Raw genomic sequence first — 19297 nt, forward strand, 5'->3', positions numbered from 1 at the left:
CACCTTTCGCTGTGCAGGATGATACACGGCAAAAAAACCTGCTGTTTATCTATGACAATGTATAGAGGAAGAATCTGCCCAAAAGGGTCAGGCTGCCATTTTCAACAGATTGATTAGACCAGCAACCACAAAATGTCCTCCAACTCAAGTTAAATCGTTTGTCATACAAAAAATATTTTACCGTCATTACCGACGGCAATTGACGCTACGTCGCTTACGTCAGTAAAATTTCGAAATTATTTTATAGCAACATCATTACGCTTCAGCCAGTTATACAGATTCGGCAAGGAAGTATCATAACGCCTGGCGACAAATTGAGATGCTTCGGGCCAGTCCTTTTCGACCGATGCAAACGCTTGGAAAGACCCTGATGAACTGGCTGAACCCTGTGGTTCGAATGTTTCGTTTCTATAGAAGCAATGGAATTCTAGAAGGCTTCCATCGAAAGATGAAGCTTATCCAACGAAGAGCTTACGGGTTCAGAAACTTTGAAAATTACCGATTACTGGCAGGTAGTGCAGCAAGAGTGCAGCAGAAAGCAAAAAAGGGTTAGTGCAAAATGCACTAACCCTTTGATATTAGTGGTGGAGCTAACCGGGATCGAACCGGTGACCTCTTGACTGCCAGTCAAGCGCTCTCCCAGCTGAGCTATAGCCCCACATGAGTTGCGATCAACGAGCGCTATCAATACCAAGTTATAAAATCGGTGTCAACAAAAAATAGAAATAAACGATAATTGTATTGTCCATAGTTGTTGATTATGAAATTGAGGTTTGGTATGTTTCATGGTCTTCTGGAAACAACCTGTTATCCTTCATCTTCACGTTAAAAAACCGACGGATTTCACTCGCTTACTTACTGCTGATATTTTATATAGTTTCGGTGTCTTGACACCCTAAACCCTGAGGAAAAAATGCATGTACTCACCGTTTAATTTTTTGTTCGGCTGGCTGTCCAACGATCTTGCCATTGATCTGGGAACGGCAAATACCGTGCTCTATGTCAAGGGCAAGGGTATAGTTTTAAGAGAACCGTCGGTTGTTGCCGTACGGCAGGATGGACGAATGAACAAGGTTCTTGCTGTCGGCCAGGAAGCAAAAATGATGCTTGGCAAAACTCCCGGCAATATCAACGCGATCCGTCCGATGAAGGATGGTGTGATTGCCGATTTCGAAGTGGCGGAGGCTATGTTGCGCTACTTCATCAATAAAGTGCATAACAGGAGAACCCTGGTTCATCCGAGAATCATGATTTCCGTACCATCTGGTATAACCCAGGTGGAAAAAAGAGCAGTGAAGGAATCCGCCGAGTCCGCAGGAGCTCGCGAGGTCTATCTGATCGAGGAACCGATGGCCGCGGCGATCGGGGCCGGGTTGCCGATCACCGAGCCCACAGCCAATATGATCATCGACATCGGCGGGGGAACCACCGAGGTTGCGGTTATCTCGCTGGCGGGTATTGTGTATGCGAAATCGGTCAGGGTCGCCGGAGATAAGATGGACGAGTCGATTCTCCAGTACATAAAGAGAAAACATAACCTTGCAATAGGTGAGAGAACGGCGGAAATGATAAAGACCACCATCGGCAACGTGCTTCCGGAAGAACCCTACGAGACCATGGATATCAAGGGCAGGGATCTGGTGTCAGGTGTTCCAAAGACGCTGCAGATTACCGCCAAGGAGATACAGTCGGCGATAGGTGAGCAGGTCGACGTTATCGTCGAGGCTGTACGTGTCGCCCTTGAGCTGACACCGCCAGAACTTGCCGCAGATATTGTCGATAACGGTATCGTCCTCACAGGTGGCGGAGCGTTGCTGAAAAACCTTGACCAGTGCCTCAAAGAGGCGACCGGTATGCCGATAATTGTAGCGGAAGATCCATTGTCGTCGGTGGTTATCGGGTCTGGCAAAGCTCTAGACAACCTGGATATATTGCGCGAGGTGACCATCGACTGAACACTTTGGCGGTCCCCCAAGACCGATTGTTGATTATGGCCGGGTTCTGCGTCTATCAATACTGTTATGTAGTTTGATCCGTGAGAAAAAAAACAAAAACCAACAAAGGGCGATCGCTCATAGCAACAATCAGAATTTCTTTGTTGATCCTGATTCTTGCCATGGTGGTGCTGCTACTCCTGGCATCTATGCTTGGCGGTCGTTTCGGAACCCCCCATCAACTCACCCTGGATGCCATCGGACCGTTGCAGAGTATTGTAACCCGATCCGTTACCGGGCTGATCGAGTTAAAACATGACTATCTGGATCTCCTGAATGTGCGGGATGAAAACAAGAGGCTGCAGCAGCTTGTCGACAAGTATCTTGAACAGCTGGGTACCTACCGGGAGGGGTATGTAAGGTATCTGCACTTTGAGGAGTTGCTTGAATTCAAAAAAAAATCTAACTTTAAACCGGTTTCCGCCCGCGTGGTCGGCAAGGAGCCGGGCTTCTGGTACCAGACCATTATTGTCGATCGCGGTAGAAAAGACGATATTCTCGAGGGGATGATTGTGTTGTCGCCTGCAGGAGTGGTGGGCCAGATCATTCATACTTCGGAAAACTATTCCAAAGTGCTGTTGGCCAATGCGCCCAGCAGCGCCATTGACGCAATGATCCAGAAGAACCGGACTCGTGGTATCTTGAAGGGTACCGGGGAAAATGGCTACATTCTCCAGTATGTGTTGAAAAATGCCGACGTTGCCATTGGCGATTATATTGTAACAGCTGGAATTGGAGGGATATTTCCAGCCGGGATACCTCTTGGCCGCGTTTCTGAAATTCATCGGAAACGGCGGGGAATGTTCCAGGAGATAGAGGTGCGGCCGCTGGTGGATTTTCAAAAACTGGAGTATGTATTTATTGATCCCACAGACCGAAGAAAGATTCTCGAGTCAATGAATCTTTCAACCGAGAGGTAGTCTCCTTGAAGCTGGCGGTAATTTTCTGGTTCACCGGTGTGTTGTTAGTTGTGGCTCAGACCACGATTCTGCAGTTTTTGCCGTCTTGGCTGGGACGTCCTGACTTCCTCTATATTTTTGTTGCTTTTATCGCCTATCGCTTTGCCTGGATTCCTGGTATCGTGACGGTATTCAGCCTGGGGTGGATAGTGGATGTGATTGCCGGCATTCAGCTTGGGTTTTACCCGCTACAATGTCTTATCACCTTTGCCACCCTGAAGACACTTACCCACAAAAGTCCGGTTAAGGAAACGACATACCAGATTCCGCTGGTCGGCCTCAGCTATTTTGCGGTGCAGATGCTGCTCTATTTTGTCTATTCCCTCGCATCTCCGGAGTTGCTTTCTGAATGGTCCTGGGGGGTGATGCTGCAGAGAACCGCACTGATTACCGTTTCGGCCATTCCGGTATTCGTGTTATGTACTAAATTTTACGAATATCTTCTCAAAAAGCAGCTTAAGGCAAAATCACTGAAAAGACGCCCTAGAAAGTATTAGACCGGCAGATAAGATGGAACTGAAACTTTTGCTCAATGATGAACAGAAAATTGAAGAAAGAGACGATGCAGCGCTCAACCTCCTGAAGAGAAGGCTGCTCGCCGCCGGAGCAGTAGTGCTGTTTTTTTTCACCGTTGTAGTGCTGCGTCTGTGGTATCTGCAGATTTCCCATGGCAAAGACTATGAAAATCGGGCGTACAGTAACCGGGTCAGGGTCACAACCCTGGTTCCGCCCAGGGGGCACATATATGACCGTTTCGGCAGGGAAATAGTAACCAACCGCCCATCTTTTAACGTGGTGCTCACCAAAGAAGATTCGGCTGATATGAGCGATGTACTGACTCGTATTGCCCCGGTGCTTGACACCGATGTTACTGAACTGTGGGGAAGGGTGCGAGAGGCAGCGGGGGCTCCCCGGTATATGCCGATCACCTTGAAAGAGGATATCGACTGGCAGACCCTTGCCTATCTGGAAAATCACAACCAGGAATTTTCCGGGGTCCGCACCGAGGTGAAACCGGTGAGGGTATATCATTATAGCGATCTTGCCGCCAACGTGCTGGGTTATCTTGGGGCGATTTCGAAAAAAGAACTGGAGATGATGGATCCGGATATTTATCATGGTCAGGACATCATCGGCAAGCGCGGCCTTGAAAAGCTGCGCGAAGCGGACCTGCGCGGAGAAAAAGGACGCCGCTATACTGAGGTTGATGCGCGGGGCTTCGAGCGTCAGGTGATGAAGACCGTTGAGCCGTTACCCGGCAGGGAACTGCACTTGACCCTTGACGTAGATCTGCAGCAGATAGCCGAAAGCTACATGGCAGCCGGGGAGAAAGCCGGCGCAGTGGTGGCACTGGAGGTCAACAGTGGCAGGGTTCTTGCCGCCGTCTCCAGCCCTAGCATACATATTGAGGATTTTGTCGGCGGGATCTCCGTCAAGAAATGGAAAGCGCTGCTCGACAACCCAAAGCATCCGCTAATCAATAAGGTTGTCCAGGCCGCCTATCCGCCAGGTTCGACGTATAAAATGATCACTGCCCTTGCCGGGCTGAGCAGGGGGGTGATCGACAAGGATACCGTGTTTTATTGTCCGGGGCATTATCGCTTCGGCAATCGCACCTATCGATGCTGGAAGCACAGTGGCCACGGATCGGTGAACCTTGAAAAAGCCATAGCCCAGTCGTGTGATGTATACTTTTACCAGGTTGGCCAGCGGGTAGGGGTCGACGGACTGGCAGAGACCGCCAATCAGCTGGGGCTTGGTATACGTTCCGGAATTGAGATGGAATATGAAAAGAGCGGAATCATTCCCACCAAGGAATGGAAAAAAAAGTACCGGAAATCAAAATGGCAGGAGGGGGAGACCCTGTCGGTGGCAATAGGTCAGGGGTTTAACCTCACCACTCCTTTGCAGATATGCTCAATGACCGCCACCATCGCCAACGGGGGAACCCTGTATCGGCCCCAGCTGGTGGAGAGAGTAGTCGATCCTGAGGGCGCCATGACCGAAAAATTTACGCCGGAAATCGTGTCGCGGCTCAGCGGCATCGACTATTTTTTCAGTTTGATCAAGCAGGGGATGGAAGAGGTCGTACATGGCAAACGCGGAACCGCCAGAAATGTCCGCATCGATGGGTTGAGGATAGCGGGAAAAACCGGAACAGCCCAGGTGGTGAAAGTGGCCCAGTACAAGCACCTCAAAGAAGAGGATATCCCATATAAATATAGGGACCACGCCTGGTTCACCTGCTTTGCCCCTGCAGAAAAACCGGAAATTGCAGTGACGGTGATGGTGGAACACGGCCTGCACGGCGGATCCGGGGCGGGGCCGATAGCCCGGGCGGTGCTCAACCAGTATTTCACCGGCAGACTCAACCAGATTGTTGAATAATACAGGGTTGTTGCCCACCTACTGTTAACCGATAACCGCGGACCCAAAAATGAAGATGTTGCGAATCGACAGACGGCTTCTGGAACATTTTGACGTAATTCTGCTCCTGCTGATAGTCCTTGTCTGCACAATGGCATATTTCAACCTCTACAGTGCGTCTTTTTCCCCGAAGGCTTTAGGAACTCCGCCCTATGTGAAGCAGGGGATTTTCTTTCTCATGGGGTTTGCCTCTTTTGTTTTTATCATCAGTTTCGACTATCAGGAGCTGCACTCGTGGAACTATCCGTTTTACGGATTGATCGTGCTGATGTTGCTGCTTGCTTTTTTCGTCGGAGACAAGGCGGGAGGAGCGCAGCGATGGATTAATCTGGGGTTTTTTAAACTGCAGCCGTCTGAACCGGCAAAACTGATGCTGGTCATAACCCTTGCAAGCTACTATTCAAGAAAGGAAATTAATGACGGGTACAGTATCACGGATCTTTTTGTTCCGGTACTGCTCACCGCAGTACCTTTTCTGTTGATTCTGCTGCAGCCTGACCTCGGAACGGCCCTGATGCTCGGGATAATCTTTGTTTCCATGACGGTGTTTGTGAAACTGCGCATGTCGACCTATCTGATCATGGGAAGTCTCGGCATGGGGATTGGGGTTTTCGCCTGGGAAAAGTTGCTGAAACCTTACCAGAAACAGCGTATCCAGACTTTTCTCAATCCGGAAAACGACCCGATGGGCCACGGCTACCAGATCCTGCAGTCTAAAATTGCCGTAGGCAGCGGTGGAAAATTCGGCAAGGGGTATCTGGAGGGAACCCAAGGCCATCTCCATTTCCTTCCTGAAAGACACACAGACTTTGCGTTTTCTGTCTGGGCTGAGGAATGGGGCTTTGTCGGATCGCTCATCTTTCTCGGCACCTATTTCCTGCTGCTGTTCTGGGGACTTTATGTCGCAATGAACGCCAGGGACCGGTTCGGCGTTTTGCTGGCGTTCGGAGTGGTGGTGCTCATCTTCTGGCAGGCGATTATCAATCTGTTCATGATAATGGGGTTTCTTCCGGTGGTGGGGATTCCTCTGCCGCTGGTTTCCTACGGCGGTTCATCGCTGTTGACGACGGTGTTGGGGCTTTCCATCCTGATGAATGTCAGGATGAGGCGGTTCCAGCCGTCTATGTCAGGCGACTAGCAGCAGGCGTCAATTCATTGCCGCCGGCAAGCGCCAGCCGGTGAAGCGCTTTGATGAACAACGGCGAGGTGTTCAGCCCCCGGGTGGAAACAAATTCCATGCCAAGCTCCATGGCCTGCTGCCGATAGAGAATATCGATTTCATACAGTGTCTCGATATGATCGGAGACAAAGCTGATCGGCACCATGACAATGCTCCGACATCCTTGTTTCCCAAGCGTCGTTATCATCTCCGGGGTGGAGGGCGAGAGCCACTCCACCGGACCGGAGCGGGACTGGAAGCAGAGTTTCCCCCTCATCAAAGTGATTTTTTCAACCGCAGCTATGGTCGCTTTGATATGATCGACGTAAGGGTCACCTTCCTTGATAAACGAAACAGGCAGACTGTGAGCGCTGTATACGACCTGGACCTTCTTTCCGATGACTTTCGCCGCTTGAAGAATATGTTGGGCCAACACTTCAACATACGCTTCTTCAGTGGGCCAGCTGTTGATACAGCTGACCGGTACGGACCATTTCGATTTTTCGAGGCACGCTAAAAAATGGTCGATCGATGAGCCGGTAGTCGCCCTGGAAAAGTGTGGGTAAAGAGGGAGCAGGGTAATGTTTTGTACCCCGCACGCCTTGAGCTGTTCAATGGCGTGTGACGCGTATGGCGGCCAGTAACGCATGGCCACGGTCACCTCAAAATCGCCGGCCTGGCGCAAGGATTTTTTCAGGGCCGCACCCTGGGCCTCGGAGATTTCCCTAAGCGGTGATTTCCCGCCGATCTTCTCATAGAGTTTTCTCGATTTCGGCGCCCTTTTACGGGCAATGTACCAGGCGATGACTTTTTGCAGGAAGGGGGGACCGAGTCGTATAATCGACCTGTCCGAAAAGAGGTTATAAAGAAATGGCCGGACATCATCGAGCCTGTCCGGCCCGCCCATGTTCAGGAGGACGATTCCCTTTTTATCGGCGGTCATAAAAAACTCCAGTCGATTCATTATATTGCTCAAAGGTTCGTATTGTACAAAGATTTAACCATAAATGCCATTATTCTGGAAAAATGGCGGAATAAAAAGTTAGATATGCCTGAAATACTAGGGTAAAGCAAACCCGGTTCCTTGATTAAAGTCGATGTTGGAATATAATATTTGTATGAGCAGTTACCATCCGGCACTTCGTCTGGCGATCGCCCTGCCAGGGATGATGGTCCTGCATGGTAAGCGCTTTAAAGCGCTTGGGGAGAACAGTGCTTCGGCCACTGTTTGAATCTGAGATGGAGGAATTATATGGAACTGAAGATCGAAGCCCGAAATGTTGAATTACGTAAAGGATGGCAGACAAAGATCCAGGAGGAGCAGGAAAAGCTGATCCGACATTATGCGAATTTTGTACTCCACCTGCGTGTCAGCATTGAAGCCACGTCCCACTATAAGGAGGGAGGGTTTGAGATCAAACTTGTTGCATCGGTGCCAAACGATACCGTTGTGGTCACAAGAAATTCCGAAACGGTACGGGCGGCGCTTACCGAGTCGTTTGACGTGCTGACGTTACAGCTCAAGGAAATCCAGAGAAAGAAAAGGAAAAGCAAGAAGGTGCCCGCCAGTCCCGAGGCTGCAGAAGGAGTTGGCGTAATCCGCAAGCTTTCTCCGCATGAATCCTACGGATTTATAACTTCTGCAGATCAAAGAGATATCTATTTCCATGAAAATGCGCTCAAAAACATCAATATGGATGATCTTACCGAGGGCGACAGCGTTGCCTTCGGCGAAACCTATGGAGACAAGGGTCCCCAAGCGTCGTGGGTGAGGTCGAACAACTAAGACGTATTACACATAAATAGTTTTTAAAGGTCCGGGACGAGTTACTCCCGGACCTTTTTTTGTTACAGGCAGCGGTGAACTGCATGCATCTGTAGGAATTTTAGGATACTATATCCTGTCTTGTCGGTAATAATGACAAAACAGCCAGTAGAGCTGTAGGTACCTGATGAATTACCGGCTCGCACCAATATCCGGAAATAATAACATTGGAGCAATTTCTTGAAAAACCAACTCTATCTCATAGACGGCAGCGCATATATCTACAGAGCCTATCATGCAATCGCCCCGCTTTCAAACAGTCGGGGGACGGCAACCCATGCGATTCTCGGTTTTGTCAACATGGTCAACCGGCTGCTGCGCGAGCGGAAGCCGGAATATATGGCAATCGCTTTTGACAGCAAAGGCGAGGTCTTTCGACATCAACTGTACCGCGACTACAAGGCCAACCGGCCGACTATGCCAGCCGATCTCCAGGAACAGATCCCGTATATAAAGCAGTTCGTCGAGGCGACCAATATCATGATGCTTGAAACCCCGGGAGTTGAAGCCGATGATATCATCGCCTCGGTGGTCGATTTCTTTACCAGCCCCGAAAACGAAGTGGTTGTTGTTTCAGGGGACAAGGACCTGTTGCAGCTGGCTGGCGATTCGGTGACGATTTACGATCCGATGAAGGAAAAGGTGATTGATGCTGAAGGAGTCATGGATAAGTACGGGGTGAGCGTGGCGCAGCTGCTCGACTATTTCGCCCTGGTTGGTGACTCGTCCGACAATATCCCCGGGGTGCCGGGGGTCGGGCCGAAAACAGCCCAGAAACTGATACAAGGCCATGGTTCACTTGACGGATTATATGATAATGTTGCCGGGTTGAAGAAATCGAAAATGAAAGAGAAGATTATCGCCAACAAGGAGCAGGCCTATCTCTCCAAAACCCTTATCGATCTCAAGCGGGACGTTGAAATTCCAAAAGATCTTACAGCATATCACGTAGTCGAACCTGACCAGGAAAAGTTATACAATCTCTATGCCGAGCTTGAATTTACCAACCTGTTGAAAGGAGTCGATCTCTCAACCAGAATCGATACCAGCGGTTTTGTCTCGGTTCGATCAGAAGACCAGCTGCAAGGGTTGAAGGAGGAGCTTGATCAGGCTGACATTCTGGTGATCGATACCGAAACAACCTCCCTGGTTGCCCGCAAGGCCAGGCTGGTTGGCATCTCGCTCTGTACCACCCTGGAAAAAGCCTATTACCTGCCGGTTGGGCATCGGGATGAAGCCGGCAATTTGGAGCCGGATCAACTGGGAGAGGAGGTGGTCCTGCAGTTTTTAAAACCCTACCTGCAGTCGGAGCATCTCCTCAAGGTCGGTCATAATATAAAGTATGATTTCACGGTGCTCTTTACCAGCGGGATTGAGCTCAAGGGAAAAATCGCCGACACCTTGATCGCAGCCTATCTCAACGAATCAGGAGGCCGGTCGTTAAAACTCGACGATCTGTGTCTGGCAAAAGGCTTCAAGCTCACCCCTTTTAGCGAGGTCGTGGGGGGGGACAAGAGGGAGGATTGTTTTTCGTACGTGTCCATAGAAGACGCAACCGACTACAGTTGCGAGGATGTGTACGGAACCCTAATGCTGTGGCAGGAATTCGAGGCCGAGATGGACAAAAAAGGGGTGGTGGACCTGTTCTGGAATGTGGAGATGAAGGTGCTGCCGATTCTCGCCCATATGGAGATGGCCGGAATATGTGTCGACTCCAACGTGCTGCAGAGACTGAAGATCGAGTTCGGCGAGAAACTGCAGGGACTTGAAAAGAATATTCATGATTTGGCAGGCCGCGAGTTCAATATAAACTCCCCGCAACAGCTCGGGACAATCCTGTTTGAGGAGCTGGGGCTGCCCCACGGCAGGAAAACAAAAACAGGGTTTTCAACTGATGTCAAGGTGCTTGAAAAACTGGCCAGAAAGCATGACCTGCCTGCCCGGGTTCTTGCCTACAGGACGACGGCTAAACTGCTTTCCACCTATGTCGACAAACTCAGCCAGCTCAAGGATGACCGGACCGGTAGAATTCATACATCATTTAATCAGGCGGTGACCGCCACCGGCAGACTGTCCTCAAGTGAGCCGAATCTGCAGAATATTCCTATCCGAACCGAAGAGGGCCGGTCGATCAGGGAAGCATTTGTTCCCCAGGAAAACAAAATTTTTCTTTCAGCCGACTATTCGCAGATCGATCTCCGGGTGCTGGCCCACTATTCCGGGGACAGGGCGCTGATAAATGCCTTCAGGTCCGGTGAGGATATACATGCAAGAACCGCGGCGGAGATTTTTGGTGTATCGTCGCTACTGGTAAATGACGAAATGCGCCGGGTGGCAAAATCTATCAACTTCGGCATCGTTTATGGCATGAGTGCTTTTGGCCTGTCGAACCAGCTTGATATCAGCCGCAAGGATGCCCAGCGGTTTATAGATCGGTACTTTAACCTCTATACCGGCGTGCAGGATTTTATGCGGGATATCGTGGCCAGGGCCAAGGAAGAGGGGAGGGTGACAACCCTGCTTGGCAGAACCAGAACGGTGGCGGATATACACTCGAAAAACAGGGTTCAGAGAGAATTTGCCGAGCGGATGGCCATCAATACGCCGATCCAGGGAACGGCCGCGGACATCATCAAGCTGGCAATGATAGAGTGCCAGAAAGCGATCGATGAAAATGGGTTTTCAGCAAAGATGCTGCTGCAGATCCATGATGAACTGGTATTCGAACTCCCTGAGGACGAGGTGGAGCAAATGCGTCCGGTAGTTGCCAGGGCAATGGAAAACGTCATTGACCTGGAAGTTCCCCTGGTGGTCAATTTTGAGCTTGGCCATAGCCTGGCTAAATGATGGGAAAAGAGCAATGAACACTTTCCGGCGGCACGGCAGCCGCCGGAAAGTTCTGAGATTACCGGTCTTTCATCGGGACAAAGGGCCTTCTGGTGTTGCCTGCGTAAACCTGGCGGGGACGGCCTATCCTGGCGTTTTCCTTGTCTTCTACCATTTCAGTCCACTGGGCGATCCAGCCGGGCATGCGACCCATGGCAAACATAACGGTAAACATATTGGTCGGTATTCCCATGGCCCGGTAGATGATTCCGCTGTAGAAATCGACATTAGGGTAGAGGTTTCTTGACACAAAATAGTCGTCTGTTCTGGCAATCTCTTCAAGTTCAAGGGCGATATCAAGAAGAGGATCGTTTATTTCCAGCAGGTTCATTATTTCCGCACAGGATTGCTTGATGATTTTTGCCCGCGGGTCAAAAGTTTTGTAAACCCGGTGACCAAACCCGCTCAATCTGAAGGGATCATTTTTGTCTTTGGCTTTTTCGATATATTTCCGGAAGTCGCCGCCATCGTGGAGGATCGCCTCGAGCATTTTGACAACCGCCTGGTTCGCCCCGCCGTGAAGCGGCCCCCACAGCGCGCTTATCCCTGCTGAAATTGACGCGTAGAGGTTGCAGCCGGAGCTGCCGACAAGCCGCACCGTGGAGGTGGAGCAGTTCTGCTCATGGTCGGCGTGGAGGATGAGAAGTTTATTTAATGCCGACGCAAATTCCGGCCTGATCCTGTAGGGAAGATTGGGCCGGTCGAACATCATGTTGAGAAAATTTTCACAGTAGTTCAGCCTGGCGCTTGGATAGACCAGCGGATGGCCTATGCTCTTCTTATAGGAAAAAGCGGCAATAGTCCTGATCTTTGACAGCAACCGCGCCGCGGTCACCGTGTATCCGCCGTAAGGGTCCAGCTCCTCGTCCATCTCCGGATAGTAGTTGTGCAGTGCATTGACGGAGGTCGAAAGAATTGACATGGGTGAGGCGTTGGGGGGAAAATGGTCGAAGAAATGGATCATATCCTCATGGAGCAGGGCAAATCTTACCATGTCGTGCTTGAACGACTCGAGCTGGTCGTAGGTTGGCAGTTCCTTATGGAGGATGAGATAGGCTACCTCGGTAAAGGAACAGTTCTCGGCGAGCTCTTCAATCGCATATCCGTAGTAGTCGAGGATACCGTTGGCACCGTCGAGGTAGGTTATTGCGGAAGTACAGGAACCGGTATTGGAAAATCCGCTGTCAAGAGTTATATAACCAGTCTGTCTCAACAGGGACCGGATATCGATAGCCTTGTCTCCCCTCGTTCCCTCGATGAGTGGCAGCTGATACGTCTGGTCCTTGATTGTTAGGGTAGCATATTCTTGTGACATATTAATTCCTCTTAAAGTTGCGAAACGGTGATTCAGCGTAGAACTCCCACTTCAATTTTATAATTTTTCCTGCCGCCTGGTGGTGAGGTGATGGAGCCTGGCAGGGTACTGGTCGGCTGGATATCAGGTGTCCGGCGCTTTTGGAATATTTGCCGGGATGGTGTAACAGGCGAAAAAAATTCAGATTATGAGGGGGTTGATTCTGTGAAATATCCGTTTAAACGGCTATTGACCAAAATATATACTATATTTTTGACTTTTTAGCAAATCACATTAATATTCCCTGAGACAGGCGACCGGCGGTGCTGCTGTAATCCGGTCGTAATTAAGCTGACAACAATAACCCAAGAGAAACAGATGGCGGTGGCAGAGCAGGCAAAACAACTGGTGGAAGATATCGGGCTGCTGATTGATTACGGTGTCGACAGCGGAGGGGAACAGGCGAAAAAATTGGTGGCAGAGTATTGCCGCAGCATCCTCGTTCTGAAACTGCTCAAAAATCACTACTCGATTCTCCCGGAGGCGCGGGAGGATGCTGTGATCAAAGTATCGAAATTACAGTATAAAGATGGTATTTACCTGTTCGTGGTTGCAACCGATCACCACGCTTACCTCTATCTTTGCTCCCAGGACAGGGTGGTTTTCATCGGAGAATATCTGAGCGAAATGGAAACCGAGGTGCTTACTTTTTTTGAGTATTCGTCACAGAAAGAGTTTCGAGAATCGTGTCCTCCCGTTGAAAAGCTTGCTGAGTATCCTAAAACCGGCGGAGAGGAAACCAATACCTGCCCGGTCTGCGGAGTTGAGGGTGGAGAATATCATCTGCTGGGTTGTGTGGTGGAGGTGTGTCCGTGGTGCGAAGGTCAGCTGGCCAGCTGTAACTGCAGGTTTGAATTGCTTGATGTGGACGAGATCGAAGACGAGGACCAGCTTGAAGCGTTTGCCGATCTTCTGCACGACAAGGGAAGGATTGTTTTCTCTAAAGAACAATCGCCTGCCTACCCTGGGACCAGCAAGGGGGTCGACAGAGCAGGCAACAAAATAAAAAAGGAGCGGCCGTAACAGCAACGACAGCTCCTTCAGATCATGCTCGCCTAGGGATCCGTTCTGTTATTTCCCTTCAATGGATTTCAGGAACCTGTAGAGATCGGAATCAGATGACAGCACCAGCGAGGAGTTCTTGCCGATGATATCCTTGTAGCTTTCAAGGGTCTTCTGGAAGGCGTAGAATTCCGGATCCTGGGAGTAGGCAGTACCGTAAATCCTGGTCGCCTCCGCATCGGCCTTACCCTTTATGGTTACCGCTTCCTTGTTGGCTGTGGAGATGATCTCCTTGAGTTTTCTGTCGACGGTACCCAGGATTTCCGCTTTTTCCCCTTCACCCATGGATCTTTTTTCTGCGGCTATACGCTTTCTTTCCGAGATCATTCGATCATAGACCTTCAGCCTGACCGAATCGATATAATTTACCCGCTTAAACATAACATCGATAAGTTCAATGCCATACTGGGGGGTTACTTTGGAGGCGAGCTCGAGAATCTGGCTGGCTATCTGATCCCTGCCGTTGTTCGGTTTTTTTCCTATGGTTGCAGGGGATGCGGTCTCCGACATGGTCTCAACAGACCAGTCTGAGCTGCGGATAATTTCGATAAGGTCGTTTTTGTTAACCATATCGCGAACTGTACCGTCGATGATGTCGCTCAGCAGGGATTGCGCCCTCATGGTGGTCTTCACCGCTTGAAGAAATTGCAGGGCGTTGGAGATGCGCCACCGTGCGGTCACATCGAGATATACGTACGTCTTGTCGTTGGTGGGAATCTGGTTCGGGTCCCCGTCCCAGATAAGTATCTTCTTCTCGAACACTTCGGTCTGCTGGATAAAGGGCATCTTGAAGTGGAGACCGGCTTCGGTTACCGGATCGCCGACCGGCGCGCCGAACTGGGTGATGACCACCTGTTTTCCTTCCTCAAGGATGAAAAACCCGTCGTAGACTATGGCGATGGCCAGAAGTACCAGGCCGACAAGAAAGAATTGAACTATCTGTTTCATGATGTTGTTCCTCTATGTAGATTCGTCTGTTTTTACTATTTGGTTTGCCCGCCGAAAGCAGAGGGAGAGGTAAGGTTCAGCAGCGGGATCGGCGCCTGCTGGTCCTTGTCGATTACGTAGACGGATTCTACATGCGGCAAAATATCTTTCATGGTCTCAATGTACATACGCTGCCTGGTGACTTCCGGGGCATTTCTGTATTCTTTGAGAATGTCGTTGAAACGCTGGGTTTCACCCTGGGCGTCGTTTATGCGCTGTGACTTGTAACCGTACGCTTCCTCGATAATTTTCTTTGCATCACCGCTGGCTTTGGGGATGACACGGTTATAGGTTTCCTGCGCTTCGTTAACCAGTCTCTTCATGTCCTGATCCGCCTCGTTCACTTCATTGAACGCCGGCTTGACCGGATCGGGCGGATTGATGTCCTGGAACTGGACGGTGCCGATGGAAACACCGCTCATCCCTTTGGGGAAAAGGCCGTCGAGCTGCAACTGAAGCTCCTGCTTTACCCCGGCAGCGAGCAGGTCGCGGTTGCTGAGAACGTAGTCAAAATCCATGTTACCGACAATTCGCCGGGTAACACTTTCGGAAATGTCACGGATAGCCTGCCGGACATCCGCTACCTTAAAAAGAAAGGCATAGGGGTCGGCCACTTTGTACTGGACGATCCAGGCGACGTTGATGACGTTTTTGTCGGCGGTCAGCATAAGGGATTCAACGTCGTATCCGCGTCTGTCAAAGGTAGTCTGCTGACCGGGAAATCTGCTGCGGAAGCCGAACTCTTCCTTGCGGATATTTTCAACATCGACTTTGTAGAGTTTATCTAAATAGGGAATCTTGAAATGCAGTCCCGGGGGAGTTGTCCGGGAATACTCACCCAGTCTGAGGACCACGCCGACTTCACTCGGGGCAATTTTGAAAAATGACGAATAGACTCCCTGGAGAACAAGCAGAACCAGAGCTATTGCCAGTAATTTTCCGATATTTGGAAATGGCGAGGATGAACCGCCGGAAGGGGGTTCGGATCCGTTGTCCTGCCGTGAGGATTTTTTGTTGTCCGCGAAGAAATCCTGCAGTTTGTTGATGATCTGCGCAACTACTTCCTCTGGGCTCTGGGGCTTGTTCTTCTTACCCCAGGGAGGCTGTTGATCCTGGTTGGGCATTAGTGAGTCTCCTGCTAGATAATTTGGTATAAAATTTTTGGGTCCTGAAAAAAAAATCAGAGACCGGCTTGGTTAACATGCAAACGCCATTAGGTTAATAACTCATTGATGTGAATGCAATCTGAATCGTCAATTTATTCTGCGATATAGGGCTATAATGACGTCTGCCGCTGGTGATTGTGCGGCTTGGAAAGAGCGGGTGGCGCAAAGCACCACGCAAAAAACATAAGGTTGTTCAGTGCAGCAACCGGCCGTTTGTCAAAAAGTAGTGTTGCCAAAAGCCAGCTGCCAGCTGCCGTAAATACAGAAAAAAAACAGCAGCGACAAAAAGAGCTGCAGGGGTGTTGATCGCCGCCACACGTCAAAGCTCTTTAACCTGACGACATTGCCGCCGATCAATCCGGTTACCAGTCCGAAAAAATGGGCACCCAGATCAGTTCTCTCGCCACCGGATCCAACAAGGGCAAGCAGGGCGAGTCCAGCCATTATCGGCATGACTGTCTTGTAGACCGCCTTTTTCCCGGAGGTGGCGTAATTGATTGTACAGAGCATCCCGATGACGCTGAACACCGCGGTTGAGAACCCCACGAAAAGATGGCCGGGGCCATGGGCGAGTACGTTGAGATAATTAGCGATTGTGCCTGTGACCAGTATCGCCGCAAGGCCGATGCCGTTGCCGGTGAGCTGGAGAAAAAAATGGATGAGAAATCCACCGAGGATGGTGTTGCCCAACAGGTGGACTGCGTCGGCATGGAGTGTGAGGGCGGTGATCAGCCGGAAATATTCGCCATGGTCGAGAATGGCTCCTGAATCCCCGCATCCCTGGGCGAACCAGGGCCCATTGTACCGCCACTGGCCGGTCTGCAGATAGATGTAGACCAGGATTGCCATCAGTGTCGGACTCATTGCCTTGAACGAGGGGGCAAAGTCATCATCTTTTTCCACCGGCGGCCAGTCTCTGTTTTCCTGTTCGTATAAAAGTAGTTCCCTGTCGGCTGACGCAAACTGATCAGGGTGAACGTAAATACGGAAGTGGTGCTGGTCGAACCACTGGATGCGGTGGGTGATTTTCTTGGCAGACAGGACCAGTGAACTGGTATTGAGCTGGTCAGGATCGGTTATGGTACGCAGCAGGACCTCGTGTTCGGGCGGTGGTGTAGGGTGGCTCTCGCTCATTGACCGGGATACTGTCTGGTGGTTTTTCCCCGCAGCAAGATCGGGGAGTAGGGTGTCAAGAGCACACGTCCTGCACCCGGAAGAGGTGCAGCCGCAAGGAGTGCGGCTGCACCGGCATGGGTCAGGCCAGGTTATCTATCTGGACCACTGGACCAAATTTTTCCTTGAGCCCTAGAAGCTCCTTTTTTTGTCCGTCATATACCTCGAAAAGGGTTGAGGGAATGTCGGCCTCCTTGCTGTAGGCTTCAGTCTGCAGGTCGATACGGGCAATGATCTTATCGACATAGATCGCAAACTGCATGTCGTAGAGTGCTTTGGGGTACTCCTTGTTGATGGTGGCAAACAGTTTGGCCAGGTCGTCATACTTGGGAACAATACCGATGGGAGTCTCGATACCTTCGACATCACCGTGCGCATAGAGTTCAAGCCAGCCGAGCCAGACTTTAACGTCCCGTTTTTCACCAAGCAGCCCGCTGCCTTCGCCGCCCCTGTTTTCATGGGTCAGGAAGTAGTTGAGACCGGCGATTATCGGCCGGTTGCCATCACTGAACCTGGTGGAGTTGAAAAAGGTGAACTGAGCTTTCATGTAATCGGCCAGGGCCCCGGGGATGAATGGGGCGTTGGCCCAAGGCTGCCTGTTCACCCCGGTTGCGCCAACCTCGGTGGCGGTAGCCTTGGATACGATTGAAGCACCTATTGCAACGCCATTGTCCGAATTCCTTGCAACCCATACCGGGGGCATGGTATCGGAGTCACGCCCCGAATAGGTGATCACCTTGACCGGTACTCCCTTGGGGTCTTCGGAAAGCTCTGTCGCATGATTGGCAATGGCCGATGCCACCAGAGTGCACCGAGAATTTTTGTGGGACATGGGCACGGGATTTCCGGCTTCGTCGGTTTTACCCTTGAACCACTCTCCCTGGAAATTAACTCCGGACTCCGGAGACGTCTCTCCGTTGCCAACCCAGTAGGGGACACCATCCTTTATCAGTACGTTTGACCAGATGACTTCGGTGCCTTCCCCGCGCAGACAATCCATAAGGTGCGGGTCTCCTTCGCGGTTGACATCCTCGACGATGCCGAAAATACCCTTTTCAGGGTTGATCGCTCGAAGGATTCCCTGCTCGTCGATCCAGAACTGGGCAAGGTCGTCGCCGATGAAGTCACTGCCCACCATGGCGGTGGTGGTTTTACCGCATCCTGAGGGGGCGGCGCCGGCGAAAAAAGTCTTGCGTCCTCCGGGACCGGTCAACCCGGTTATGAACATATGTTCCGCGAGCTGCTCTTCGACCTTGTAGTAGGTGGCGTAGTCTACGCTGAACCGGTGATTACCTTTTTTGAGCAGAAGGGTGTTGCCTGCGTAGGTGCAGAACGTGGCAAAGGTTGTCAGCCAGCTGCGGTCCATGAAGATGCGCGCATTGGGAACATCTTCGGAAGTGTTGTCTCCCTCGGAGTGCAGGTTGGTGAAAAACAGCCCGCACCGTTCGACCTCCGCGTCAAAATCGGAAAAGCAGTTCCGGTAGAGCAGCTCGGCTGAATGTAGTACATATCCTGAAGAAGATATCTCAATGGCGGGTATTGCGGCATTTGCTCCCACGGGGCCTCTGCTGTAGAAACCGACGATAAGAGTTTTCCCCGTCATGATGCCCGGCATGAATTGCTGGACATATTCTTTGGCTTCTTTTCTCGGAACGGTCTTGGCCAGAGAACTCATCTTTTCGTTCTCGTTGACGATGTAGAAGGTCTGCTTGACCAGTCTGGCTTGATCCTGGGGAAGATCGAAGTGAATAGTGTGGCCTTCCTTGGCCAGTTTTTTCTCTTCACCCTTGCTGAGCGAATATTCCTTGATCCATTGTACATCGGCTGCTGACCCGGTGTTGACGAAAACATTATCCGGTTTACACATCGCGATGGCGTTGGCGATCTTTACAAGCGCTTCCTCGTTTTTGATTGCGGCCAGTTTCTGTTGATTGTCCGCATCAATAGTCCTGCTGAAGAGCTCCCTGGCCTGGTCAATGTCTTCTATGCCGCCGACAGTGGCCAGGATATCTTCGCCTTTTTTCAACTCAAGCATTACTTACTCCTGTAAATATATATAGTCACACCATTTTAAAAGAATTACCCCTAAACACATCAATTGCTGAACGAGGCCATAATATGTTTTTTTCATATGGTCGTCAACCAATGATTTTAACCAGACATGAAAAAATCAAGTCGCCAAAACCACATGATTTCATGAACATCAGCTGGCTGTGTCGCTGAATGGCGATTCAATTCAACAGTATCGTGATAATGTATGGTGAAGTTATGTATCAGGATTTGTGATAAATATCGAGAAAATGCC

14 protein-coding genes, 1 tRNA gene and 1 pseudogene are annotated in these 19297 nt (G+C 50.6%); 9 read left to right on the forward strand and 7 right to left on the reverse strand.

The features are described 5' to 3' along the window. Positions 1-286: 286 nt before the first annotated feature. Positions 287-553 (forward strand): annotated as a pseudogene (locus tag BLQ17_RS10900) (transposase); the annotation flags it as partial. Between the two features lie 29 nt (positions 554-582). Here BLQ17_RS10900 and BLQ17_RS10905 read toward each other — a convergent pair. Continuing rightward, positions 583-658, reverse strand: a tRNA-Ala gene (locus BLQ17_RS10905). A 259-nt stretch (positions 659-917) separates the two neighbouring features. Here BLQ17_RS10905 and BLQ17_RS10910 point away from each other — a divergent pair. From BLQ17_RS10910 to rodA, 5 genes are all read left to right on the forward strand, one after another. Next, entirely contained in the window at positions 918-1955 is a 1038-nt protein-coding gene (locus tag BLQ17_RS10910; RefSeq protein WP_092222736.1) for a rod shape-determining protein, read from the forward strand. Positions 1956-2035: 80 nt separating this feature from the next. Beyond that, a complete protein-coding gene (gene mreC / locus BLQ17_RS10915; protein WP_092222738.1) occupies positions 2036-2914 on the forward strand; it encodes a rod shape-determining protein MreC in 879 nt (292 codons plus the stop codon). A 5-nt stretch (positions 2915-2919) separates the two neighbouring features. Then, the gene (mreD, locus tag BLQ17_RS10920) at positions 2920-3450 is read left to right on the forward strand and encodes a rod shape-determining protein MreD (RefSeq protein ID WP_092222740.1); all 531 of its coding nucleotides are present in this window, start codon (positions 2920-2922) and stop codon (positions 3448-3450) included. A 13-nt stretch (positions 3451-3463) separates the two neighbouring features. Next, positions 3464-5341 carry a penicillin-binding protein 2 gene (gene mrdA / locus BLQ17_RS10925; RefSeq protein WP_092222742.1) on the forward strand — a complete coding sequence of 626 codons (1878 nt, stop codon included), beginning with the start codon at positions 3464-3466 and terminating at the stop codon, positions 5339-5341. A gap of 49 nt (positions 5342-5390) precedes the next feature. Next, positions 5391-6518 carry a rod shape-determining protein RodA gene (rodA, locus tag BLQ17_RS10930; RefSeq protein ID WP_245695109.1) on the forward strand — a complete coding sequence of 376 codons (1128 nt, stop codon included), beginning with the start codon at positions 5391-5393 and terminating at the stop codon, positions 6516-6518. Here rodA and hemH read toward each other — a convergent pair. Continuing rightward, positions 6502-7482 (reverse strand): ferrochelatase, encoded by a 981-nt coding sequence (gene hemH, locus BLQ17_RS10935; RefSeq protein WP_092222744.1) that lies wholly within the window; start codon positions 7480-7482, stop codon positions 6502-6504. The genes rodA and hemH overlap by 17 nt on opposite strands. Before the next feature lie 309 nt (positions 7483-7791). Between hemH and BLQ17_RS10940 the strand changes: the two genes are divergently transcribed. After that, the gene (locus BLQ17_RS10940) at positions 7792-8325 is read left to right on the forward strand and encodes an HPF/RaiA family ribosome-associated protein (protein WP_092222746.1); all 534 of its coding nucleotides are present in this window, start codon (positions 7792-7794) and stop codon (positions 8323-8325) included. Between the two features lie 219 nt (positions 8326-8544). Next, positions 8545-11211, forward strand: a complete 2667-nt coding sequence (polA, locus tag BLQ17_RS10945; protein WP_092222748.1) for a DNA polymerase I — start codon at positions 8545-8547, stop codon at positions 11209-11211. A gap of 58 nt (positions 11212-11269) precedes the next feature. On the opposite strand, the gene BLQ17_RS10950 is transcribed toward polA, so the two are convergent. Next, positions 11270-12565 carry a citrate synthase gene (locus BLQ17_RS10950; protein WP_092222750.1) on the reverse strand — a complete coding sequence of 432 codons (1296 nt, stop codon included), beginning with the start codon at positions 12563-12565 and terminating at the stop codon, positions 11270-11272. 357 nt (positions 12566-12922) lie between these two features. On the opposite strand from BLQ17_RS10950, the gene BLQ17_RS10955 reads away from it, so the two are divergent. Beyond that, positions 12923-13627, forward strand: a complete 705-nt coding sequence (locus BLQ17_RS10955) for a hypothetical protein (RefSeq protein WP_092222752.1) — start codon at positions 12923-12925, stop codon at positions 13625-13627. Between the two features lie 48 nt (positions 13628-13675). Here BLQ17_RS10955 and hflC read toward each other — a convergent pair whose 3' ends face one another. From hflC to BLQ17_RS10975, 4 genes are all read right to left on the reverse strand, one after another. After that, positions 13676-14614, reverse strand: coding sequence for a protease modulator HflC (gene hflC / locus BLQ17_RS10960; protein ID WP_092222754.1), 939 nt, complete (start codon positions 14612-14614; stop codon positions 13676-13678). Between the two features lie 35 nt (positions 14615-14649). Beyond that, positions 14650-15777 (reverse strand): FtsH protease activity modulator HflK, encoded by a 1128-nt coding sequence (gene hflK, locus BLQ17_RS10965; RefSeq protein ID WP_092222756.1) that lies wholly within the window; start codon positions 15775-15777, stop codon positions 14650-14652. 258 nt (positions 15778-16035) lie between these two features. Continuing rightward, on the reverse strand, positions 16036-16953 hold the full coding sequence (locus tag BLQ17_RS10970) for a rhomboid family intramembrane serine protease (RefSeq protein WP_092222758.1): 918 nt from the start codon (positions 16951-16953) through the stop codon (positions 16036-16038). A gap of 121 nt (positions 16954-17074) precedes the next feature. After that, the gene (locus BLQ17_RS10975; RefSeq protein WP_092222760.1) at positions 17075-19027 is read right to left on the reverse strand and encodes a phosphoenolpyruvate carboxykinase (GTP); all 1953 of its coding nucleotides are present in this window, start codon (positions 19025-19027) and stop codon (positions 17075-17077) included. Between the last annotated feature and the right edge of the window lie 270 nt (positions 19028-19297).

This window comes from Desulforhopalus singaporensis, from assembly GCF_900104445.1.
Classification (GTDB): Bacteria; Desulfobacterota; Desulfobulbia; order Desulfobulbales; family Desulfocapsaceae; genus Desulforhopalus_A; species Desulforhopalus_A singaporensis.